This is a genomic window from Agromyces seonyuensis (assembly GCF_009789225.1).
GTDB classification, from domain to species: domain Bacteria; phylum Actinomycetota; class Actinomycetes; order Actinomycetales; family Microbacteriaceae; genus Agromyces; species Agromyces seonyuensis.
This window is the reverse complement of the sequence record NZ_WSTA01000026.1, coordinates 1-21,952: the sequence shown is the minus strand read 5'-3', so window position 1 is coordinate 21,952 and position 21,952 is coordinate 1. Positions and strand designations below refer to the sequence as shown.

Genomic DNA, 21,952 nt, shown 5'->3' with positions numbered 1-21,952 from the left:
TGTTTCGAAGTCGTCGGCAGCGGAGCATCCGCGGTCGCTACGCTGTCCGCATGGCGCCGCGCAAAGTCTTCGGAATCGTCCTCGCCGGTGGCGAGGGAAAGCGACTCATGCCGCTCACGGAGGACCGGGCGAAGCCCGCGGTCCCCTTCGGCGGCCAGTACCGGCTCATCGATTTCGCGCTCTCGAATCTCATCAATTCGGGCCTGCGCCAGATCGTCGTCCTGACCCAGTACAAGTCGCACTCGCTCGACCGCCACGTCTCCCAGACCTGGCGCATGAGCGGCCTGCTCGGCTCGTACGTCGCCTCGGTGCCCGCCCAGCAGCGTCTCGGCAAGCGCTGGTTCTCGGGCTCCGCCGATGCGATCCTGCAGTCGCTCAACCTCATCTACGACGAGCAGCCCGACTACATCGTCGTCGTCGGCGCCGACCACGTGTACCGGATGGACTTCGACCAGATGCTCGAGGCGCACATCGCCTCCGGTGCCGAGGCCACGGTCGCGGCCATCCGCCAGCCGATCGGGCTCGCCGATCAATTCGGCGTCATCGAGGTCGACCCGGCCCGGCCCGAGCGCATCGCCCGCTTCCTCGAGAAGCCCACGAACCCGCAAGGACTCGCCGACTCCCCCGGCGAGGTCTTCGCGTCGATGGGCAACTACGTCTTCACGGCCTCCGCGCTCATCGACGCGGTGCTGCGCGACGGCGAGCGCACCGACTCGGGCCACGACATGGGCGGCGACATCATCCCGGCCTTCGTCGCGCAGGGCGCCGCCGGCGTCTACGACCTCAAGCGCAACATCGTGCCGGGCTCGACCGACCGGGACCGCTACTACTGGCGCGACGTGGGGACGATCGACTCGTTCTTCGACGCGCACCAGGACCTCATCTCGGTGCTGCCCGTCTTCAATCTGTACAACCGCGAGTGGCCCATCTACAACCAGCAGGTCAACTCGCCGCCCGCGAAGTTCACGCGCGACGCGAAGGGAGCGCTCGGCACGGTCATCGATTCGATCGTCTCGCTCGGCACCGTCGTGTCGGGCGCGCACGTCGAGCGCAGCGTCGTCGGCCCCTGGTCGACGATCGGCTCCGGCGCGAAGGTCGTCGACTCCATCCTGTTCGACCGTGCGCGCATCGAGGCCGGCGCGACCGTGCACCGGGCGGTCCTCGACAAGGAGGTCGTCGTCGAGGCGGGCGCCGAGATCGGCGTCGACCGCGCGGCGGACCTCGCGCGCGGGTACATGGTCACGGAGTCCGGCATCACCGTGGTCGGCAAGGGGTCGCGCGTGCGGGCCGCCCAGCCCGCCGAGCCCGAGCCGGCGGCCCAGGCGTGAGCACAGCGGCGCCCGGGGGCCCGCGGTTCCTCGTCGTGCTCGATGCCGACTCCACGCTCATCGACCAGGAGGCGATCGAGCTGCTCGCCGCCGAGGCGGGCAGCCTGGAACTCGTCGCCCGCGTCACCGAGCGAGCCATGCGCGGCGAGCTCGACTTCGCCGAGAGCCTCGTGGAGCGCGTCGCGACGCTCGCCGGCACCCCCCTCGAGGTGCTCGACCGGGCTCGTTCGCAGATGACGCCGACGCAGGGCGCGTCAGCGCTCGTGGCCGCGGTCCAGGCCGCGGGCGGGGCCGTCGGCGTCGTCTCCGGCGGCTTCCACGAACTGCTCGACCCCGTCGCCGAACGCCTCGGTCTCGACTACTGCCGGGCCAACCGGCTCGGCACGGCCGACGGCGCGCTCACCGGCGCCGTCGACGGCCCGATCATCGATGCGGAGGCGAAGCGCACGGCCCTCGAGGAATGGGCGGCCGCATCGGGCATCCCGATCGAACGCACGGTGGCCGTGGGCGACGGCGCCAACGACCTCAGGATGCTCGAGCGGGCTGCGCTCGGCGTCGCCTTCTGCGCGAAGCCGCTCGTGCGCGAGCGGGCCGACGTCGTGATCGCCGACCGCGACCTCGCGCAGGTGCTGCCGCTGCTGGGGCTCCCGCCCGCCGCGTGACCCGACACGACACGACGACGGCCGCCCCGATCCGGGGCGGCCGTCGTCGATTCGTGCAGGCGGCTCAGTGGCCCATGCCGAGGCCGCCGTCGACGGGGATGACCGCGCCGGAGATGTAGGCGGCGTCGTCGCCGGCGAGCCACGCGACGACCCGGGCGACCTCGTCCGGGGTCGCGAAGCGGCCGGCCGGGATGGCCTTCTTGTAGTCGGCCTGCTGTTCGGCGGGCAGTTCGTCGGTCATGTCGGTCTCGATGAAGCCGGGAGCGACGACGTTCGCGGTGATCCCGCGGGAGCCGAGCTCGCGCGTGAGCGACCGCGCCATGCCGACGAGCCCGGCCTTCGACGCGGAGTAGTTGACCTGGCCGGCGCCGCCGTAGAGGCCGACGACGCTGGAGATCAGCACGATGCGGCCGAACTTGGCGCGCAGCATCCCCTTCGAGGCCCGCTTGACGACGCGGAAGGCGCCGGTGAGGTTGGTGTCGATCACCTGCTCGAAGTCGTCCTCGCTCATGCGCAGCAGGAGCATGTCGCGCGTGATGCCGGCGTTCGCGACGACGACCTCGACGGGGCCGAGTTCGGCCTCGATCGCGGTGAACGCGGCGTCGACGCTCGCGGCGTCCGTGACGTCGGCGCGGACCGTGAGCGTGCCTTCGGGGCCCTCGCCGGAACGGGCGGTCACGGCGACGCGGTGGCCCTGGCGGACGAACTCGGCGGCGATCGCGCGGCCGATGCCGCGGTTGCCTCCCGTGACGAGGACGGTGCGGGGCTGGGTCATGCGGTGGCTCCGTTTCGGGTTCGATCTCGGCCCTGCGGCGGGCCGCGTCCCAGTGTAGAGGCGGCCGTATGCCCGCCGCCCGGCCCGTCGAGCCGCCCGGCTCCCCGGGCGTCCGCTCAGCCTGCGGCGACGTAGGCTGGAGCCGGGAGGAGCCGCGAGGAACCCGGCAGCAGCATGAGACACGAGCGCAGCACGATCACGTCGTTGCCGCCGTCGCCCGACGAGGAGCGACGGGGACGCATGATCCAGTACCTGGTGATGATGGGCATCCGCGTCGCCTGCATCGCCGTGCTCCCGTTCCTGCGAGGCTGGTGGATGGTCCTGCCGGTGCTCGGCGCCGTCTTCCTGCCCTACTTCGCCGTCGTGAGCGCGAACGTCGTGCGGGGCTCCCGCGGCGGCGCGGTCCTGCGCCCCGGCGGCATCCGTCGCGTCGGCGAGCCCGATGAGGATGCGACTCCGAGCGCGCCCGCGGACGGCGACGCGCGCCGTCCCGACGGGAGCGACGGGTGATCGGCCTCGGTTCCGGCGAGCCCGGCTACCGCCAGTGCTCGCGCGCGGGGTGCACGGCGCCCGCGGTGCACGCCGTGGTCTGGTCGAACCCGAAGATCCACACCGACGGCCGCACGAAGACCTGGCTCGCGTGCGGGGAGCACCTGGAGTTCCTGACGGGATTCCTCTCGAGCCGCGGGTTCCCCGTGTCGGCCCAGGCACTCGAAGCGGAAGCGGAGGAGGTCTGATGGACGACGTGCGCGCCGTCTTCTCGCGCCGCTGGCTGCCGTGGCTCGCCGCGGTCGTCGTGTTCGCCATCGCCTGCTGCTTCCTCGGCGTCTGGCAGGTCAACCGCCGCGTCGAAGCCCTCACCGAGATCGCGCGGATCGACGCGAACTACGACCACGACCCCGTGCCGGTCGACGAGGTGCTGCCCGACCCCGCGGCATTCGACGTGGCGTCCAAGTGGCTGCCGGTCGAGCTGACCGGGCAGTACCTCGCCGACGAGCAGCTCGCGGTGCGCAACCGTCCCCTCAGCGGCACCGTCGGCTACGAGGTCATCACGCCCTTCCGCACGAGCGACGGCACGGTCTTCTTCGTCGACCGCGGGTGGATCCCGCGCGACGAGTCCGGCGTGCTCGGCGTCATCCCCGATCCCCCTGCCGGCACGGTCACCATCGCCGCACGGCTGAAAGCCGACGAGGGCGCCATCAGCGGCCGCTCCGGCACCGACCGGACGCTCGCGAGCGTCGACCTCCAGGATGCGGCCTCGCGCTTCGCCGACCCGTCGTACACGGCCGCCTACGGCATCCTCGTGCACACCGACGCCGACGACGCGTCCGCGGACGCACCCCTCGCGCTCCCCCGGCCGGAACGCAACGAAGGCCCCCACCTCTCGTACGCGCTGCAGTGGTTCGTCTACGCGATCATGGGCTTCGTGGCGATCTGGTGGTTCGCGCGCCGCGAGCGGCTCCTGGCCGAAGAGCTCGCGGCCGAGTCGGGCGAACCGACCGGCACGGTGCTCGTCGATCCGCTCGCCGGCCGCGGTGCGTCGCGCTCGCTCCGCTCCACGCCGAAGGCGATGAAGCGACGCGACGCCGACGCCGACCTCGAGGACGAGATCCTCGACCGACGATAGGCCCCGACGGGCGAACGCCCGTCGATCGCTGCCCGGCGGGCGATCAGGCCAGCTCGATGAGCTCCTGGTACTCGGCGCTCCAGTGGTCCTCGACGCCGTCCGGGAGGATGAGCACGCGTTCGGGGTTCAGCGCCTCGACGGCGCCGGGGTCGTGCGAGACGAGCACGACCGCACCCTCGTAGTGGGCGAGCGCGTCGAGGATCTCGGCACGGCTAGCGGGGTCGAGGTTGTTCGTGGGCTCGTCGAGCAGCAGCACGTTCGCGCCGGAGACGACGATCATCGCGAGGGCGAGCCGGGTCTTCTCGCCGCCGGAGAGCACGCCGGCGGGCTTGTGCACGTCGTCGCCCGTGAACAGGAACGAGCCGAGCACCTTGCGGGCCTCGGTCTCGGTGAGGTTCGGCGACGAGGAGACCATGTTCTCGAGCACGCTGCGCGCGACGTCGATCGTCTCGTGCTCCTGCGCGTAGTAGCCGACGCGCAAGCCGTGTCCGGGCTCCACCGTGCCGGTGTCGGGTGCGTCGACGCCCGCGAGGATGCGCAGCAGCGTGGTCTTGCCGGCGCCGTTGAAGCCGATGATGACGACCTTGGAGCCGCGATCGATCGCGAGGTCGACGGCGGTGAAGATCTCGAGCGAGCCGTACGACTTCGACAGGTCGGCGGCGCTGATCGGGGTGCGACCGCACGGTGCGGGCGTCGGGAAGCGGAGCTTCGCGACGCGGTCGACCGCCCGCACCTCGTCGAGTCCCGCGAGCAGCTTCTCGGCACGCGCGACCATCTGATGGGCGGCGGCGGCCTTCGAGGCCTTCGCACCGAACTTCGCGGCCTGCAGCTTCAGGGCGTCGGCCTTCTTCTCGGCGTTGACGCGCTCCTTCTTGCGACGCTCCTCGTCCGCGGCGCGCTGACGCAGGTAGTGCTTCCAGCCCATGTTGTAGATGTCGATGACGGAACGGTTCGCATCGAGGTAGAAGACGCGGTTGACGACCTCGCCGACGAGCTCCACGTCGTGGCTGATGACGATGACGCCGCCCTGATAGGTCTTCAGGAACTCGCGCAGCCACACGACCGAGTCGGCGTCGAGGTGGTTCGTCGGCTCGTCGAGGATCATCGTCTCGGCGGCGCTGAAGAGGATGCGGGCGAGCTCGATGCGTCGGCGCTGGCCGCCCGAGAGCGTCTTCAGCGGCTGGTCGAGGATGCGGTCGGGCAGGTTGAGGTTCGAGGCGATCGAGGCGGCTTCGGCCTCCGCGGCGTAACCGCCGAGCGCCTCGAATCGGTCGGTGAGGTTGCCGTACTTCTTCATCGCCTTCGCGGCGACGGCCTCGTCGTCGGAGGTCATCGCCATCGAGGCCTCGTGCAGGCCGAGCGCGATCGTGCCGAGCCCGCGGGCATCCAGGATGCGCGTGCGCGCGAGCATCTCGGGATCGCCGGAGCGCGGGTCCTGCGGCAGGTAGCCGATCTCGCCGGAGCGGGCGATGTGACCGCCGGTCGGGATCGTCTCGCCCGCGAGCGTCTTGGTGAGGGTCGTCTTGCCGGCGCCGTTGCGGCCGACGAGGCCGATCTTCTCCCCGGGGCTCACGCGGAAGTTGACGTGCTCCATGAGCACGCGCGCGCCGACGCGGATCTCGAGATCGGTGACGGCGAGCACGGCGGAACCTCCGGGAGTCCAAGGGATGAGCGCCCGAACGGGCACGATCTCCCATTCTACGACCCCATCCTGGGTCGCGGATGTCCGGGGTCGCCGCCAGGCTGGGCGGCATGGTCGCTGATCCCTCGTTGCGCGCCCGGCGCCTGGCAGCCCACGGGCTCGCCGGCCCCGCTCGCGGCTTCGCCGATCCCGAAGCCGTGCTCGCGCGGCTCGTCGCCGTGCAGGCGCAGGACTTCGGGCAGGCGCGCTGGGTCCTCGGAGCACGCGTGCCCGGCGGCACGGCGGGCGAGGTGGATGCCGCGCTCGAGCGGCGTCGCATCGTGCGGTCGTGGCCGTTCCGCGGCACCCTGCACCTCGTCGAGGCACGCCTCCTGCGCGGCATCCTGTCGTTGACGGCCGCGCGCACCCTGCGATCCGCCGCACGGCGGCACGAGCAGCTCGAACTCGACGGCGCGATCCTCGCCCGTGCCGACGCGATCGCCGAGCGCGAGCTCGCCGGCGGCGCGTCCCGCTCCCGCGCCGAACTCCTCGCCGCCTGGGAAGCCGAGGGCATCGCCACCGGCGCCGGCCGCGGGTACCACCTCATCTGGTGGCTCGCCCTCGAAGCGCGGCTCTGCTGCGGCCCGGTCGAGGGGAACGGTCAGCGCTTCGCGCTCCTGGACGACTGGATCGGACCGACGCCGGCCCTCGAGCGCGACCAGGTGCTCGCCGAGCTCGCGGTCGGGTACGCGCGCGGCCATGGCCCGGTCACCCCCGCGGATCTCGCGTGGTGGACCGGACTCACGCTCGGGCTGGCACGCGAGGCCGTCGCGCTCGCGGGCGACGCCCTCGTGCCGGCCCCCGACGGTCGCTTCGCCGCGGCCGACGCGCCCGAACCGCCGCGCACGCCCGCCGGGGCGCACGCCCTGGCCGGCTTCGACGAGTACTTCCTCGGCTATCGCGATCGCACGCCCGTGTGCGAACCGGCGCACCACGACCGCGTCATCCCCGGCGGCAACGGCGTCTTCCAGCCCGTCCTCGTCGACGGCGGCCGGATCGTCGGCACCTGGAAGCGCGCCGGCAGCGCCCGCTCCGGCGACGTCGAGCTGCGGCCGTTCGAGTCCTGGTCGGCCGCGAAGCCCGAGCGCTTCCGCCCCGCGCTCGCGCGCTGGGCCCGGTTCACGGGCACGCCGCTCGGGGACATCCGGGTGGCTGCGGGCTAGCCTGAGCCCGTGGCGTGGCGACCGAAGCTGACGACGGCCCAGCGACTGCCGATCATCCAGACGGCCAAGGTCGCGATCGCGACGAGCGTCGCGTGGGCGGTGTGCGGGCTCGTGTTCAGCCAGGGCCTGCCCGTCTTCGGTGCGATCGCCGCGCTGCTCGTCGTGCAGCCGAGCGTGAACCAGTCGCTCGGCAAGGCGATCGAGCGCTCGCTCGGCGTCATCCTCGGCGTCACCCTGGCGTTCCTGCTCAACATCTGGTTCGAGGCGAACACGTGGGTCGTGCTCTCGGCGATCGTGCTCGCGATCTTCCTCTCGTGGGCGCTGCGCCTCACGCAGGGCACGACGACGCAGATCGTCGTGAGCGCGATGCTCGTGCTCTCCGTCGGCGCCTCCGACCCGATCTACGCCGTCGACCGGGTGCTCGAGACGATCGTCGGCGCCGCCATCGGCGTGGTCGTGAACACGGCCATCGTCCCGCCGGTCGAGATCGGTCCGGCCCGAGCCGCGATCCTCGCCCTCGGCGACGAGCTCGCCTCCGCGCTCGACCGCTTGGCCTACTCGCTCCGGCACCCCCAGACGCGACCCGAGCTCGACGGGATGCTCGCCGCGGCGCGGCACTGCCGTGACCTCGCCGAGACGGCCCGTGCTTCCCTCGAGACGGCCGACGACAGTCTCATGCTGAACCCTCGTCGCGGCGGCAAGCGGGAGGACCTCGCCGATCAGCACGTCGTCTACGACCGGGTGCTCCCCCTCGTCACGCAGATCGTCGGGATGACGCGGACGGTCCACGACCACTGGGACGTCGGGCTGCTCGCCGAGCCGACCGTGACGGCGATCGCGCAGGACCTCGAGCGGGCGTCCCACGACCTGCGACTCGTGCTGCGGGAGCACGCGGGCGAGCCGTCGCCCACGGAGACGGCTGCGATCCCGGTGCTGACCGCGCCGATCGCCGTCGCCGAGCCGCATCCGAAGCACTGGCTCCTGATCGGCGCGCTGCTCGAAGACCTGCGCCGGGTCCGCGAGCAGATCATGGGCGCGCCGGAATGAGAACGGGGCGGCCTCCGAACGGATCGGAGGCCGCCCCGGGGGCGCTGCTGGGCAGGTCAGGCCTGGAGGGCCGCCTGCACGTCGAGCGTGATGGTGACGTCGTCGCCGAGGAGGAAGCCACCGGTCTCGAGGGCGGCGTTCCAGGTGAGGCCGAAGTCCTCGCGCTTGACGACGGTCTTCGCCTCGAAGCCGGCCTTGTAGTTGCCGTAGGCGTCGGGGCCGAAGCCGCCGAACTCGAAGTCGAAGGTGACGGGCTTGGTGATGCCGCGGATGGTCAGGTCGCCGTCCACCTTGAAGTCGCCCTTCTCCACGCGCACGCCGGTGGAGACGAAGTCGATCGTCGGGGTGTTCTCGGCGTCGAAGAAGTCGCCGGTGCGGAGGTGGCCGTCGCGGTTGGCGTCGTTCGTGTCGATCGAGGCGACCTCGGCGGAGGCGGTGACCGTGGACTCGAGCGGGTTCTCGGCGGTCGTGAAGGTCGCGTCGAAGCGCTCGAACTTGCCCTTGACCTTGCTGATCATGAGGTGACGGATCTGGAAGCCGACCTCGCTGTGGGAGGGGTCGACGACCCAGGTGCCGACCTTGTAGCCGGGGATCTCGATCGTGTTCGCGGTCGTGGTCATAGGGATGACTCCGTTTCATCGTCGTGGGGGCCGAACGGCCGTACCACGCTACAACGCGTGCCTCGGCAATCTATTCCCACGTATGGAAATTCCCGGTGAATCGTCGAGTTGCCCCCAGCGGCGGAGTGCGGTCGACTGGGAGGGTGAGCGACGATGAACTGCTGCTGCGCCGGCACGCCGCCGAAGGCATCCTGCTCGCCGGGGGCGGCGCGGCGATCCTGCTGCAACTCGCCGACCCGCGCGTCGCCGCCGGGGTCGCCCGGCACAGCGACTTCGCGGGGCGCCCGCTCGACCGACTCGTCGGCACCCTCGACTACCTCTACGCGATCGTCTTCGGCGACGCCGAGATCGTTCGCGCGGCGGCGCGCCGGGTCAACCGCGCCCACGCCCCGGTCCGGAGCGCCGAGGGAGACGCCGCACCCGCCTACCGGGCCTTCGACGTCGACGCGCAGCGCTGGGTCGCCGCGACGCTCTTCGCCGTGGCGATCGACCTCGAGGGACGGGTCATCCGCCCGCTCGACGCGCCCGGCCGCGCGGCGCTGCTGGCGGGCTACGCCGCGCTCGGCACCCGGCTGCAGATGCCCGCCGAGGACTGGCCCGACTCCCCCGCCGCGTTCGACGCCTACTGGGCGGAGCGGCTCGCGAGCCTCGAGGTCACCGACGAGGCCCGGCACGTCGCCCGGTCGCTGCTCTTCCCGACGGCGCTCCCGGCTCCGCTCGCCAGCGGCCTCATGCCCCTCGTGCGCCTCGTGACCGCCGGGCTGCTGCCGCCGAAGATCCGCGACGACTACGGCATCCGGTGGACGCCGCGGGCGCAGCGCGCCTTCGACGGGTGGATGCGGACGTTGCGGATCCTGCAGCGGATCACGCCGGCGTGGATCCGCCACGCCCCCGTCCACGGATCTCTCCGACGCTGGCGGGCTCGACTTCGCTAGGCTGAAGCAGGTGGAACGTGGGGGACGTTCATGACTGAACATGTGGGGGCTCGAGCGGCGCATCCGCCGCTCGATCGGATAGACCGTCGGATCGTCGCGGAATTGAGCCGCGACGGCCGCTTGTCGGTGCGCACGATCGCGGAGCGGGTGCATATTTCCCGCACTGCGGCGCACAATCGACTGCAGCAGCTCGTGCGCCGCGGCGTGCTGACGGGATTCGGCGCGCAGGTCGACCGGGCGGCGCTCGGGCTGGAGGTGGCGGCCATCGTCATCGTCCACGTCGCCGAGGACGCGGATCCGCAGGGGATCGCGAAGACGCTCGCCGATCTGCCGTTCGTGGAGCGTGCGCAGCTCACGGCCGGCGAACCCGACATCATCCTGACGGTGAGCGCGCCGGACCAGGAGTTGCTGAGCATCGCGATCCTCCGGGACCTGCACGACGTGCCGGGGGTCGCCGGCGTGCGCTCGCGACTGCTCGTACGCGAGTTCGACGGCGACGGTCCGGCTGCAGCGCTCGACCACTGGGAGCTCTGACAGCGACGACGGGCGCCCCCGAAGGGACGCCCGTCGTCTCGCTGCTCGGAGCGAGGATCAGAAGAAGCCGTCGGGCGTGCCCGCCGCGCGCTGGACGTCGGTCGTCGACACACCGGCCGCACCGAGCTTCGCCACGGCGACGCGGAGACCCGACTCCATCTGGGCGGCCCAGGCGTCGGACTCCCGCAGCGACGACTCCGCGGCCGCTGCGCGCTCCTCGGCGGCCTCGGCGGCCGAGCGCGCATCGGCGACCTGACGCAGCGTCACCGAGACCGTGTAGTGCACGACGACGATCGCCGTCATCGCCGCGACGACCACGCCGAGGGCGACCACGGCCTCGCTCGTGGGACGGAACGCGATGAGGAAGATGAAGCAGAGGAAGAGGATGAGCAACGCCAGGCCCACGACGATGAGGAAGCGCGCATCCCGATTGATGCGGAACCCGCTCGCCGGCTTCGTCGCGCCCGGTCCGTCGATGACGGCGTCCACCTCGTCGCTCGGCAGATCGGCAGGCTGGCGGTAGGCGGCGTCGGACATGAAGCGCTCCGTTTCGTGATGCGTCGGCGCGCGAAATCGCACGCCATCGCTATTGAACGCGTCCCCGAAACGGGGGTCAAGCGCCGATCACGGGGTGTCGCCGATCGGATGACGGGCGACGGCCGCCCGCCGGTCCTACCAACGTCCGGCCACGGCGGCAGCAGCAGCGCCGAGGGCTCCCCCGACGCCGAACGCGTCGATGAGTCCTTGGACGGGCGCCACGAGCCGCAACGCACCGTCCGTTCTCGTGTCGATGCCGAGTTCCTCGGCGTAGGGCGCGATGACGAGGGCGGCCGCCTCGGGCTCGCACGAGCGCAGTTCCGGGAGGAGCTCCGCGAAGCCCACCGGGTCGTCCGTGTACAGGATGATCGGGCCCGCGATCGCCGCATCGGGGTCGAGGCGTTGGAGCACCGCGGAGCCGGATGCCGCCCATCGCCCGTCGACGAGCTCCGCCGCCGCCGCGAGATCGGACTCCGCGACCCGCCCTGCGCGGAACAGCGTGCCGGGCCGACGCAGCAACGCCGACGCCTCCCCCGCAGCTCGCGCGATCCGCAGGGCGTCGCCGTCGGGCACGATCCGCCGCAGCCGCGAGACCCACTGCTCCACGCCCGCCGTCGGTTCGACGAGGAACGTGCGGTCGATCAGGGTTCGCGCCGCCCACGCGGCATCCGGATCGGAGAGCGGCACGAACGAGAGCTCGAGGTCGTAGCCCGCGGCGATCGCCAGTTCGCGGAGCGTGCCGAGGCGCGGATCGACCTCGCCGGTGAGGATGCGGTGGCGGGTCGAGCGGGAGACTCCGGAACGCACGGCCAGCTCGGTGCCCGAATAGGGCGCGTCGGCGAGCAGTCGTTCGAGGTCGGGGGCCACGTATCGAGGCTATCGCGGTCGGCAGCCTGCCGGGCCGGCGGCGGACTCCGCGGTCGCCGCCGCGGGACCGCGTGCGGATCAGCCCAACAGGATCGCGAGTTGGCCGCGGATCTCCTCGACGACGTCCGCAGCGGCGGCGTCGGGTCCCGCCGTGGCCATCGCGTGCAGCTGGATGCCCGCGACGATCCGCCCGGTCGCTTCGGCCGTCGGCCGTTCCAGGGCCGTTCGCCGGATCAGCGACTCCACGACGAGGTCGCCCGTCGCCTCGCTGAGCTCGCGTGCCGCCCGATGGAAGGGCTCGCTCGCATCGCCGAAGACGAGTTCGCGCAGATACGCCCGTCCGTTGGCGGGGTGCTTCCGATTGCACTCCACCACGGGCCGGAGGATCGCCACGATCGCGTCGATCGGATCGAGAGCCCGGGCCTCGTCGATACGGCCGCGTTCGAGCGCGTCGGCGTACTCGGCGTTCTGCGAGAGCAGGAGCAGCTCGCTCTTCGATCTCGCATAGAGGAAGACGGTGCCCGATCCGACATCCGCGAGGTCCGCGACCTGCTGCGTCGTCACCTCGTCGACGCCGCGCGCGGCGAACAGCTCCCGGGCTGCCGCCGTGATGCGCTCCAGCTTGTCGAGCCGGTTGCGTTCACGGCGCCCGGTGGACGACGACGGTGTCTGCATGCGCGACCTCCGGACATTCGATCCTGCAGCGAACTCGGCCCCGGAGGGCGAACCGGGCGCTCGCACGCCCGTTTCGCCATCCTCTCATCCCTGCTCGCCCCGCTCCGCGGAGCCCACGAGGACGATCTGCTTGCCGCGCGCGCCGCGCGCCATCGCGTCGAGTGCCGCAGCGGCCTCCTCGAACGGCCAGGCCTTGCCGACGAAGGGACGCAGTGCCCCGGCATCCACCAGCTCGGCGATGCGCGCCAGTTGCGCTCCGTCGGCCCGGACGAAGAGGAAGGAGTAGCGCACCCCGTGTCGCTTCGCCTCGGAGCGCACCTTCCGGCTCAGTGCGGCCACCCCGAGCCGGAGTGCCGGATTCGCACCGATCGCCCGCGCGAACGCCGGGTCGGGCGGGCCCGCGATGCCGACCGCGAGCCCGCCGGGGCGGAGCACCCGCAACGATCGCAGCAGGTTCTCACCGCCGAGGATGTCGAGCACGAGGTCGACGTCGCGGACCCGTTCGGTGAAGTCCTCGGTGCGATAGTCGATCACGACGTCCGCGCCGAGTCCCCGCAGGAACTCCGCATCCGCGGCACTCGCGGTCGTGGCGACACGGGCGCCGAGGTGCTTCGCGATCTGGATCGCCACGGTGCCGACCGCGCCGGCACCTCCGTGGATCAGCACGAGCTGCCCCGGCTGCACGTCGCCCAGTTCGACGAAGGCCTGCCACGCGGTCAGCGCCGTGAGCGGCAATGCCGCCGCGTCGGCGAACCCGAGGGTCTCCGGCATCCGGGCGAGCACGGATTCGTCGACCGCGATCAGCTCGGCGAGCGTGCCGGGACGGTGCAGATCCGGCCGGGCCCAGACTCGATCGCCGGGCTCGAACGTCGTGACGGCGGGGCCGGTCTCCACCACCGTGCCGGCGAAATCGTTGCCGAGGACGACCGGGAGTTCGAACGGCAGGATGAGCTTGAAGTCGCCGGTGCGGATGCGCTCGTCGAGCTGATTCAGCCCGGATGCCTCGATGCGCACGAGCACGTCGTGCTCCCCGACCGCCGGCGCACCGACTTCGGCCTTGCCGATCGCTCCGCCGTACTGCTCCACCGTGAATGCCTGCATGATCGTTCCCTCGAGCTCGATTGTGTGTAGCGTGCTCAACATTGAGTGAACTCAATCTATTCCGCACGCGTTGCACGACGACCTCGCGAGTACCCGCCCGGGAGTGCAGCGCCGCCGGCCGGTCAGGACCTGACGCTGGCCGCCGGCGGAGCCGTCGGGACTTCCGGAAGCGCCGTCGACGCGGCATCGAACTGCAGGACGTCGACCCCGTGGCGCTCGCTGCGCGCCGTGAGCGTGACGGTGCCGGCTTCGCCGGTCCCCCGCAGGATCGCGAGCGCCCGGCCGTCGTGCGTGCGGGCGACGCGGCCCGTGTACCCGTCCTCGGTGATGGGTGCGGCGTTGCCGAAACCGGCGAGCTCCGCCGGACCGTCGACCTGCACCGTGATCCGATCCTCGGCGCTCACGTCGACGATGCCGGCTCCGTCGGCGAGTTCGACCCACACGTACGCGAGGTCGTCGGGCCCGGCGAGACCGGTCTGCTCGGACCGCAGTCGCAGCGCCGCGGCATCCGCCGAGCGCAAGGACGAGCGCCCGCGCTCTCGCTTGCCGCGGTAGCCGACCGCGACGAGTTCGCCGGGCTCGTAGGTCGCCGTGAAGCGGGCGACGAATCCGACGCGCGCGCCGGCGGCCCTGCGACCGAGCGAGCGGCCGTTGAGGAGCAGTTCGACCTCGTCGTCCGCGGAGTAGACCTCGATCTCGGCTTTGCCCGCATGACCTCGCCACGACCAGCTCTGCACGGCATCGCTGCTGCGCCACGGGGTCTTGTTGGCGCGCTCGCCGGCGTGCTGCATGGGGCGCACCGCGATGGCCGGGGCCTCGAGGCGGCCCCAGACCGCGCGCGCCAGCAGCGTCGGCGCACCGGGGAGTCCGGTGATATCGATCGCGCCGGTGCCCGCGAGGAGCGCGGGGAACGGCTTGTTGATGCCCCCGGCCGCCTGGCCGTACGACCACGTGCCGATGCCGGCCTCACCGAGGTAGTCCCACCCGGTCCACATGAAGTCGCCGATGACGCCGGGCACGGCTTCGACGCGCTTCCAGATGGCGGGCAGGTCGCCGGGCATCGACTCGCTGCCGACGATCACGCGTTCCGGGTATTTCTTGCGGTCGCCCGCATACCGGCCGTAGGCGTAGTTGTAGCCGGCGATCCGGACCTGGGCGAATGCGTCGCGGCTCGCCTTGTCGGCGGCGGGCAGACGCGAGGCGAGCTCCATGATGCGTCCGAGCTTCGCCGTCATCGCATTGGCCGCGGTGCTCGACTTCTTCTCGGGCTTCGCGGTGCCGGGCTCGGCCGTGTACGTCTCGCTCTCGAACGGGGAGCTGCCGCGGCTGGCCATCATGCTCACGAGGAGGTTCGTCGCCAGCGTCGTCGGCCGGGTCGCATCCAGCTCTCGCAGGAACGCGTCGATCTCCCCCGCCGTCTTCACTCCCCGCTCGGTCGCGGTCTCGCCGATCTCGTTGCCGATGGAGTACATGATCACCGAGGGCCGGTTGCGGTCCTCGGCGACCATCGCGCGCGCGTCATCCCGCCAGACCTCCTCGAATCGGTCGGCACCGTCGTGCTTGGTCTTGTGGTTGAACCACACGTCGGTCAGCTCGTCCATGACGTAGAGGCCGAGCTCGTCGCACGCGTCGAGGAAGGGCCGCGAGAGCGGGTTGTGCGACGAGCGGATCGCGTTGTAGCCGTTCTCCTTGAGGATGCGCGCGCGCCGGTACTCGGCCGCCGGCAGCGTCACCGCGCCCAGCAGACCATTGTCGTGGTGCACGCACGCCCCGCGGAGCAGCACCTGCTCGCCGTTGATCCGCAGCCCATGACGCGGATCGACGTCGAGCGTGCGCAGCCCGAGTCGGACCCGACGCTCGTCGAGCAGCGAGCCCGATGCATCGAGCAGGCGCACGCGAGCGCGGTACAGGTGCGGATGCTCCGCCGACCAGGTCTGCGGCGACGGGATGCGCAGCTCGCCCGCGGCCGTTCCGTCGAGCACGGCGAGCTCGACCGACGCGACCACCTCGCCCGAGGCATCGGCCAGCTCGATGGAGGCGATGTCGCCGGAGTCGGACCCCTCGACTGCGAGTGCGACGTCGACGACGCCCTCGGGGGCGATCGACCGGGTCGTGAAGCGCACGCCGTCGCGTGCGAACGACCTACGGCCGACCTCGTCGAGCCAGACCTGCCGGTAGATGCCGGAGCCCGTGTACCAGCGGCTGTTCGGGGTCTTCGAGTTGTCGACCGAGACTTCGATGCGCACCTGGTGCCCGGGTGCGAGGTCGCCGAGCGGGGCCTCGAATGCGCGGTAGCCGCTGTTGCACGCGGCGACCTCGACGCCGTCGACCGTCACGACCGTGTCGCCGTACACGCCCTCGAAGCACACCCGGTACCGACGCCCGGCCGCGTCGGCGGGCACCTGCCAGGTCTTGGCGTAGCGGTACACCCCGCCCGGGAAGTACCCGCCGTGGTTGCCGGTGGCGGCATCGGCCGAGCGCGGCTCGGCGATCATCGCGTCGTGCGGCAACCGGACCGGCTCCCCGGTCTCGTCGCCGGCGCGGTGGAAGGTCCAGCCGTCGGTGAACAGCGTCGTGGTCATGGTCGTGATGCTCCTAGCGGGTGGTTCCGAGGTCGGCGAGGTCGGATGCCGCTGAGGCGGCGTCGTCCGGACCGGCCGGTTCGATCGTCGCGCCGTTCGAACTGCCGACCGATCCGAGCCAGGCGAGGCTCGGCTTCGGCGTGCGCACGAACGTCTCGCGGTCGACGGCGATGAGGCCGAACGTCGGATCCCAGTGACCCCACTCGTAGTTGTCGAGCAGCGACCAGTGCAAGTAGCCCCGCACGTCGACGCCGTCGGCGATCGCCCCGGCGAGGTGCGCGAGCGCCGTCTGCGTGTAGGCGATGCGCCGTTCGTCGTCGGCAGTGGCGATGCCGTTCTCGGTGACGAGCGCGGGTGCGCCGGTCACCGCGGTGGCGTGCCGTACCGCGATGCCGAGCGCATCCGGCCGGTACGCGGCACCCGTCAGGGTGTTGTCGGGGTGCTCGGGGTGCGGGACGAGTCCGTTCGCGTCGACCCGCTGGCTGGAGTACGACTGCACGCCGATGAAGTCGTCGCCGCGCGCGGCCTCGAGGTACAGGTTCTCCTGCAGCCGCTGCACCTCGGCGAACTTCTCCTCATCGCCCGGCGTCGGCTCGAGGGCGCCGTTCGCGACCGACCAGCCGACCTTGGCGCCGGTGCGCTCGCGGATGAGGTCGCGCACCGCATGATGCGCGGCGATGAACGGGCGCGAGAACTCCTCGGTGGCCACCGGCAGGTTCGCCGCGATGCGCTCGCGCTCCGCCTCGCCGTCGATCGTCGGGCTCTGCCACTGCGAGAGCTGCCCTGATCGCATGGCTTCCTGCAGCATCGTCATCATCGCGAGCATGTTCGGCTCGTTGATCGTGACGACCCACTCGACTCCGTCGAGGATCTCGACGACCTTCGTCACGTACGCCACGAACCGCTCGGTCGCGGTCGGGCTCATCCAGCCGCCCTCCTGCGCGAACCAGGCGGGGCAGGTGAAGTGATGCAGGGTGACGACGGGCGTGAGGCCGAACTCGAACGCCGTCTCGATCATGCGGCGGTAGTGCGCGAGTTCGGCGTTCGAGAACTGGCCCGGTCGCGGCTCGATGCGCGCCCATTCGACGCCGAAGCGGTAGGCGTTCAACCCGGCATCCGCCAGGAGCCGCATGTCCTCGCGGTATCGGTGATAGCTGTCGACGGCGTCGCCGCTCGGCTCCATGCCGGGCATCATGCCCTCGCGGGCCCACCAGTCGCTGTTGAGGTTGTTGCCCTCGATCTGGTGGGGGGCCGTGGCGGCACCCCAGAGGAAGGCGTCGGGGAAGGTGGTCATCGCGGGCTCCGGTCGGTCGCGTGCGGTCGGGTGGTGGGAGGCCGGGCTTTCGCCCCTGGGCTCAGATCGAGATCGAGCTCGTGTCGGCGTGCACGCCCTCGCTCAGGTCGTCGCGCAGGCGAGCCACGACCTTGTCGAGCTTGTAGAAGAACGTGAGCACGAGCATGGTTGCGGCCAGGGCGAGGGGCACGATCGAGTACAGGCTCACGATGGTCGACGATGCGGCTTCGGTCTGGGCTTCGGCGAGGCCGTTGTACCCGACGATGCCCATGACGATGCCGACGAGCGCCGAGGCGAGGCCCGAGCCGACCTTGCTGCTGAAGGAGACGACGGAGTTCGTGACGGCGTCGACGCGCAGGCCGCTCTTCCACTCGCTGTAGGTCATCGTCTGGATGACGAAGTACCCGACCAGCATCGTGATGATCGTCGTGAACGAGCCGAGGATCTGGCCGCCGACGACGAGCGCGAGGTTCTGCGGGAAGAGGAACACGAGGCCGAAGCCGACGATGGCGAGCACGAGGCCGATGCGCACGAAGTTGATCGCGCCGATCGTGCGCACCGCGAGGGGGAACAGCAGGAACAGGAAGGGGATGACGGCGCCGGCGGCGGCGATGAGCGAGAGCAGGCCGAGGTCGCCCAGGATCCACTTGAAGTAGTAGGCGCCGACGATCGTGTTCATGTTGATGACGATGTTCGCCAGGAGCACGATCACGCTGAGGATCAGGACGAACCGATTGCGGAGCACCGCACGGACCGCGGGCATCACCGACACGCGGGGCGAGCGGGCGTCGCCGAGTTCTTCGGGCGAGAGTTCCTTGACCGTGAAGAACCGGATGAGGCCGACGACCATCATCGGCACCGCGTACACGGCGGCGATGAGCGTCCATCCACCGGGCTGCGTGCCCCAGCTCGCCATCAGCTGCGGGAGCATCACGCTGCCGACGGCCGCGACGATCATGATGATCACGCCCTGACGCGAGAGGAGCTTGGCGTAGCGCTCCTCGCCCTGCAACGCCCGCTTGAGGTACAGGGCCTCGGAACCGTTCAGGAACGTCGCGCAGACCGACTGGATGAGCACGTAGAGCACGAACAGGTAGGTCGCCTGCCAGAACGTGCTCATCTCGGGCGTGGAGAAGATCGCGACGGTCAGCACCCAGAGCGGGATGATGAACAGCTCGTACGGGCGAGCGCGGCCCCAGCGGGAGTTCGTGCGGTCGATGACGAAGCCGACGGCGAGGTCGGTGAGACCGTCGAACAGCTTCGCCGCGAGGAAGAGCCCGCCGACGAGGGCCGCCGGGAGACCGACGATGTCGGTCGCGTAGAACGTCAGCTGCATCACGACGATGACGTTCAGCGCCAGCGAGACGCCGCGCGTGGAGAACCTCAGCGAGAACGCGGGAGGAAGCTTGGCGGCGTCGCGCACGTCATCGCGCTCGTCGAGGACGGTCGTGAGCGGCGGCTCGGGAGCCTCGGCGGGGGCGGCGGGGTTCGAGTTCGGCATGGTCTCTCCATTGAGGGTGGCGAAGCGCTAGGTAACGCGCGTTACGTAACGCGCGATAACAGGCATCGAACCACGACCGGCGCTCGCTGTCAAGCCGACCGCGCTCCGCCTCGACACTGGGGTAGCGCGGGATACCGAGGCGAAGCGCCGTGCGGGCGCGGCGATGCCCCACCGAAAACTCCTCGCGATACGATCGCGGGAGCCGATCGTCGAATCCTGACGCGGCTTGGAGGAGTTCGATGGTCGCCACGAGCGAAGACGTCGCGCGGCGCGCCGGAGTGTCGCGCGGAGCGGTCAGCCAGATCCTCAACGGACGTGGCGCTCGGTTCTCCGCGGGCACGCGCGAACGGGTGCAGCTGGCTGCGGCAGAACTCGACTACCGCCCCTCGGTGGCCGGCCGCGCATTGGCACGGGGCTCGAGCGACATCGTGATCGCCCTCATTCCGGACACCACCTTCGGCGGCAACCTGCAGGACCTCTTCGAGTCCATGACCGATGAGTTCGCCGGCCACGGACTCACCCTCCTCCTCCGCCTCTCGGGCACCTCGACGACCTCGCTCGACCACCTGCTCACGGGCATCAAGCCACGGGCGGTGCTCTCGCTCACCGGGTTCTCGGACGAGGAGCGGGCGGTGCTCGAGGAGCGCGGAATCCGCGGACTCGAGAGCCCCGCACCGACGGGAGGAAGCCCGATCCACGACATCGCGAAGGTCCAGGCGAGGCATCTCATCGACCGCGGCCATCGCCGGCTCGCCTTCGCCCACCTGCGCGACGAGCGGCAGGAATTCTACGGTCGCGCCCGCGAGGAAGCGTTCGCCGCCGTCTGCCTCGCCGAGGGGCTGCCCGCTCCCGAGGTGCTCTCCCTCGACCTCGGCCTCCCCGATGCCGTCGAGGCATTGCGGATGCTGCCCGCACGCGGCTTCGGCGTGGCCTGCTACAACGACGAGGTCGCCATCGCGCTCCTGGCGGCGGCGCGCGAGATCGACTGGGCCGTTCCCGACGATCTCGCGATCATCGGCATGGACCACCTGCTGCTCGGACAGCTCACCTCGCCGCCCCTGACGACGATCGAGTACGACCAGACGACGGTCGCGGAGGGAGCCGGCCGTTGGGCGCTCGCCGTGCTGGAGCAGCCGTCCGAGGTGAGTGCAGAGGCTCCCCCGCTGCAGCTCCGCATCATCCAGGGGGGAACGACCTGAGCCGATCGCACAGGTCGCGGGCGCTCCGGTCCGCAACAGCCGGAGCGAGGGCGATCAGCAGGACCGGCAACGGAAAAGCCCCCGACGAATCTTCCGATTCGTTCGGGGGCTCTCGGTGGATCTGAGGGGACTCGAACCCCTGACCCCCTGCATGCCATGCAGGTGCGCTACCAGCTGCGCCACAGACCCGTATTCGGTTGTTCGGCCGCCCATTCCTCCGGGCAACCAGACGAGTATACCGTCTTCCCGGACGACCTCGGTCGACCCGGTGGCCTCGCCGTCGACATCCGGTCGCGCACGCGAAGAATCGCGCCCGTTTCGGGATGATCGTCGGTTCGGTGTGGATCTGAGGGGACTCGAACCCCTGACCCCCTGCATGCCATGCAGGTGCGCTACCAGCTGCGCCACAGACCCGTTCGGGCTCTCGCCCGGTTCGTCCTCCGCTCTCGCGGCGACTCATCCAATCTAGCGCACGCATTCCGTGAAACGAAATCGAGTGCGCCTCACCTCCGCCCGCCGGGGCTGCCGGCGGCGCGAGTCGTCAGTCGCTCTCGCCTGCGACCGGTGCGAGCTCCACCGGGAGCACGGGGCAGTCGCGCCAGAGGCGCTCGAGGCCGTAATACAGGCGGTCTTCGCTGTGGAAGACGTGCACGACGAGTCCGTTGAAGTCGAGCAGCTCCCAATGCCCGCCCGCGCGGCCTTCCCGGCGAGGCGCAGGTGCGCCGGCCTCGCCGAGCGCGCGGTCGATCGCGTCCGCGATCGCCGTGACGTTGCGCTCGGAGTTGCCGGTCACGAGGAGGAAGACGTCGGCGAACGGCAGGTGCTCGGAGACGTCGAGGGCGACGAACTCCTCGCCGCCGGTCTTGTCCGCGGCCTGCGCGGCGAGGGCCAGCAGCTCGAGGGCCTGGTCGGATGCGGTCATGTTCTCGCTTTCGTGGAACCCGCGCGAGCCGCCGGACGGCGGAACTCGAGGCGGTCGGTATCGGAAATCAGATGAGGCCCGCGACGACGCCCACGACGAGCGCCGCCACGACGCCGAGGGCGAGCACGCCGGCGGTGATCGCGAGGATGAGGGGCATGCTCGCCCCCTCCTTCTTGGGCGCCGTGATGTAGTCGCGGGTCGAACCCTGCGTCGACACGGCGCGCTTGGCCGCCACCGGCGCGACGCCGGTCGCGGGCGAATCCTCGACCTGGTCGAAGAGCCGATCGATGTCGGAGGAATCGACCTGATCGGGGTGGGCGCCGGTGGCGCCGAAGCTGCGGGGCAGATCGATCGAACCCGTGACGATGATCTCGCCCGTCAACGGATGCGGCGTCGTGAGCGGTCCGCCGTCGGGCAAGGCCGGCAGGATGAGCGCGCTCGTCGTGGTGGTCGGAACGCCGGACAGTCCCCCGCGCGCCAGCAACTGGTCGAACGGCTGCGGCGACTCGGAGTCGTCGACGGCGAGGCCGTCGGCCCAGTGCCCTGTGGAGACGGTCGTCGTCACGGGCGTGATCGTGCGCGGCTCGGCACGCGCCGGAGCGGGCGCGACCGGCGCGGCGACCGGAGCCCCGGCGGCGCGGACCGGACCCGTCGGCTCGGCCGGCTCGTCCTCGAACTCGTCGCCGTCGTCTTCGCCCGTGAGCATCGCACGGAGCTCGCGTCGGGTGAGGGTGCGCTCCGGGGGCACGACGGTCGTGCGCGGCGGAGGCCCGCCCGCGGGTCGCTGCGGCGTCCCGGGACCGGTGGGAGCCCCCGGACCGGTCGGCGGGGCCGCACGTCGCGCGGCGCGCTGCTGAGGTCGGAGGAGGGGACGCCTGAGGCCCGGGCGCGTAGGCGCCCGG

General features: G+C 71.2%; 23 protein-coding genes and 2 tRNA genes. 10 read left to right on the top strand and 15 right to left on the bottom strand.

Going from position 1 to position 21,952, the window contains the following annotated elements:
- Positions 1-50 precede the first annotated feature (50 nt).
- Together GB864_RS07700 and serB are read left to right on the top strand one after the other, a co-directional pair.
- Positions 51-1,328: a glucose-1-phosphate adenylyltransferase gene (locus tag GB864_RS07700; protein ID WP_160423765.1), complete on the top strand. Its 1,278-nt coding sequence runs from the start codon at positions 51-53 to the stop codon at positions 1,326-1,328.
- Positions 1,325-1,990 (top strand): phosphoserine phosphatase SerB, encoded by a 666-nt coding sequence (gene serB, locus GB864_RS07695; RefSeq protein WP_336603917.1) that lies wholly within the window; start codon positions 1,325-1,327, stop codon positions 1,988-1,990. Before GB864_RS07700 ends, serB begins: the two co-directional genes overlap by 4 nt.
- Before the next feature lie 64 nt (positions 1,991-2,054).
- On the opposite strand, the gene GB864_RS07690 is transcribed toward serB, so the two are convergent.
- Both GB864_RS07690 and GB864_RS18755 read right to left on the bottom strand, forming a co-directional pair.
- On the bottom strand, positions 2,055-2,765 hold the full coding sequence (locus GB864_RS07690; RefSeq protein ID WP_160423764.1) for a beta-ketoacyl-ACP reductase: 711 nt from the start codon (positions 2,763-2,765) through the stop codon (positions 2,055-2,057).
- A 116-nt stretch (positions 2,766-2,881) separates the two neighbouring features.
- On the bottom strand, positions 2,882-3,007 hold the full coding sequence (locus GB864_RS18755; protein WP_272898174.1) for a hypothetical protein: 126 nt from the start codon (positions 3,005-3,007) through the stop codon (positions 2,882-2,884).
- On the opposite strand from GB864_RS18755, the gene GB864_RS07685 reads away from it, so the two are divergent.
- Genes GB864_RS07685 through GB864_RS07675 form a run of 3 tightly spaced genes read left to right on the top strand, consistent with a single transcriptional unit; the run spans position 3,006 to position 4,392 of the window.
- A complete protein-coding gene (locus GB864_RS07685) occupies positions 3,006-3,275 on the top strand; it encodes a DUF3099 domain-containing protein (protein ID WP_236778967.1) in 270 nt (89 codons plus the stop codon). The two genes, GB864_RS18755 and GB864_RS07685, sit on opposite strands and share 2 nt — an antisense overlap.
- A complete protein-coding gene (locus GB864_RS07680) occupies positions 3,272-3,502 on the top strand; it encodes a hypothetical protein (RefSeq protein ID WP_336603916.1) in 231 nt (76 codons plus the stop codon). Before GB864_RS07685 ends, GB864_RS07680 begins: the two co-directional genes overlap by 4 nt.
- Positions 3,502-4,392 carry an SURF1 family cytochrome oxidase biogenesis protein gene (locus GB864_RS07675; protein WP_160423762.1) on the top strand — a complete coding sequence of 297 codons (891 nt, stop codon included), beginning with the start codon at positions 3,502-3,504 and terminating at the stop codon, positions 4,390-4,392. Before GB864_RS07680 ends, GB864_RS07675 begins: the two co-directional genes overlap by 1 nt.
- A 43-nt stretch (positions 4,393-4,435) precedes the next feature.
- Here the strand turns inward: GB864_RS07675 and GB864_RS07670 are convergent, their stop codons facing one another.
- Positions 4,436-6,034 (bottom strand): ATP-binding cassette domain-containing protein, encoded by a 1,599-nt coding sequence (locus GB864_RS07670; protein WP_160423761.1) that lies wholly within the window; start codon positions 6,032-6,034, stop codon positions 4,436-4,438.
- A 110-nt stretch (positions 6,035-6,144) separates the two neighbouring features.
- Between GB864_RS07670 and GB864_RS07665 the strand changes: the two genes are divergently transcribed.
- Positions 6,145-7,236 carry a winged helix DNA-binding domain-containing protein gene (locus GB864_RS07665; protein WP_160423760.1) on the top strand — a complete coding sequence of 364 codons (1,092 nt, stop codon included), beginning with the start codon at positions 6,145-6,147 and terminating at the stop codon, positions 7,234-7,236.
- 9 nt (positions 7,237-7,245) lie between these two features.
- On the top strand, positions 7,246-8,283 hold the full coding sequence (locus tag GB864_RS07660; RefSeq protein ID WP_160423759.1) for an FUSC family protein: 1,038 nt from the start codon (positions 7,246-7,248) through the stop codon (positions 8,281-8,283).
- Positions 8,284-8,339: 56 nt separating this feature from the next.
- On the opposite strand, the gene GB864_RS07655 is transcribed toward GB864_RS07660, so the two are convergent.
- Positions 8,340-8,903 carry a YceI family protein gene (locus GB864_RS07655; RefSeq protein WP_160423758.1) on the bottom strand — a complete coding sequence of 188 codons (564 nt, stop codon included), beginning with the start codon at positions 8,901-8,903 and terminating at the stop codon, positions 8,340-8,342.
- Between the two features lie 143 nt (positions 8,904-9,046).
- Between GB864_RS07655 and GB864_RS07650 the strand changes: the two genes are divergently transcribed.
- Together GB864_RS07650 and GB864_RS07645 are read left to right on the top strand one after the other, a co-directional pair.
- The gene (locus GB864_RS07650) at positions 9,047-9,838 is read left to right on the top strand and encodes an oxygenase MpaB family protein (RefSeq protein ID WP_160423757.1); all 792 of its coding nucleotides are present in this window, start codon (positions 9,047-9,049) and stop codon (positions 9,836-9,838) included.
- A 30-nt stretch (positions 9,839-9,868) separates the two neighbouring features.
- On the top strand, positions 9,869-10,372 hold the full coding sequence (locus tag GB864_RS07645; RefSeq protein WP_160423756.1) for an Lrp/AsnC family transcriptional regulator: 504 nt from the start codon (positions 9,869-9,871) through the stop codon (positions 10,370-10,372).
- Between the two features lie 57 nt (positions 10,373-10,429).
- Here GB864_RS07645 and GB864_RS07640 read toward each other — a convergent pair whose 3' ends face one another.
- The 7 genes from GB864_RS07640 to GB864_RS07610 form a co-directional block, all read right to left on the bottom strand.
- Positions 10,430-10,909: a hypothetical protein gene (locus GB864_RS07640; protein WP_160423755.1), complete on the bottom strand. Its 480-nt coding sequence runs from the start codon at positions 10,907-10,909 to the stop codon at positions 10,430-10,432.
- Between the two features lie 135 nt (positions 10,910-11,044).
- Positions 11,045-11,776, bottom strand: a complete 732-nt coding sequence (locus GB864_RS07635; RefSeq protein ID WP_160423754.1) for a helix-turn-helix domain-containing protein — start codon at positions 11,774-11,776, stop codon at positions 11,045-11,047.
- Between the two features lie 78 nt (positions 11,777-11,854).
- Positions 11,855-12,451, bottom strand: coding sequence for a TetR/AcrR family transcriptional regulator (locus GB864_RS07630; protein ID WP_160423753.1), 597 nt, complete (start codon positions 12,449-12,451; stop codon positions 11,855-11,857).
- An 84-nt stretch (positions 12,452-12,535) separates the two neighbouring features.
- Entirely contained in the window at positions 12,536-13,552 is a 1,017-nt protein-coding gene (locus tag GB864_RS07625) for an NADP-dependent oxidoreductase (RefSeq protein ID WP_160423752.1), read from the bottom strand.
- A 122-nt stretch (positions 13,553-13,674) separates the two neighbouring features.
- Positions 13,675-16,134: a glycoside hydrolase family 2 TIM barrel-domain containing protein gene (locus tag GB864_RS07620; RefSeq protein ID WP_160423751.1), complete on the bottom strand. Its 2,460-nt coding sequence runs from the start codon at positions 16,132-16,134 to the stop codon at positions 13,675-13,677.
- A gap of 13 nt (positions 16,135-16,147) precedes the next feature.
- Positions 16,148-17,428 (bottom strand): glycoside hydrolase family 1 protein, encoded by a 1,281-nt coding sequence (locus GB864_RS07615; RefSeq protein ID WP_160423750.1) that lies wholly within the window; start codon positions 17,426-17,428, stop codon positions 16,148-16,150.
- Positions 17,429-17,489: 61 nt separating this feature from the next.
- Positions 17,490-18,929 carry an MFS transporter gene (locus GB864_RS07610; RefSeq protein WP_160423749.1) on the bottom strand — a complete coding sequence of 480 codons (1,440 nt, stop codon included), beginning with the start codon at positions 18,927-18,929 and terminating at the stop codon, positions 17,490-17,492.
- Positions 18,930-19,168: 239 nt separating this feature from the next.
- Here GB864_RS07610 and GB864_RS07605 point away from each other — a divergent pair, with 239 nt between their 5' ends.
- Positions 19,169-20,128: a LacI family DNA-binding transcriptional regulator gene (locus tag GB864_RS07605; protein WP_160423748.1), complete on the top strand. Its 960-nt coding sequence runs from the start codon at positions 19,169-19,171 to the stop codon at positions 20,126-20,128.
- Positions 20,129-20,244: 116 nt separating this feature from the next.
- Here the strand turns inward: GB864_RS07605 and GB864_RS07600 are convergent.
- From GB864_RS07600 to GB864_RS07585, 4 genes are all read right to left on the bottom strand, one after another.
- Positions 20,245-20,317, bottom strand: a tRNA-Ala gene (locus GB864_RS07600).
- Positions 20,318-20,469: 152 nt separating this feature from the next.
- A tRNA-Ala gene (locus GB864_RS07595) sits at positions 20,470-20,542 on the bottom strand.
- 127 nt (positions 20,543-20,669) lie between these two features.
- Entirely contained in the window at positions 20,670-21,050 is a 381-nt protein-coding gene (gene rsfS, locus GB864_RS07590; protein WP_160423747.1) for a ribosome silencing factor, read from the bottom strand.
- A gap of 67 nt (positions 21,051-21,117) precedes the next feature.
- Positions 21,118-21,756, bottom strand: coding sequence for a hypothetical protein (locus tag GB864_RS07585; RefSeq protein WP_160423746.1), 639 nt, complete (start codon positions 21,754-21,756; stop codon positions 21,118-21,120).
- Positions 21,757-21,952: the final 196 nt, after the last annotated feature.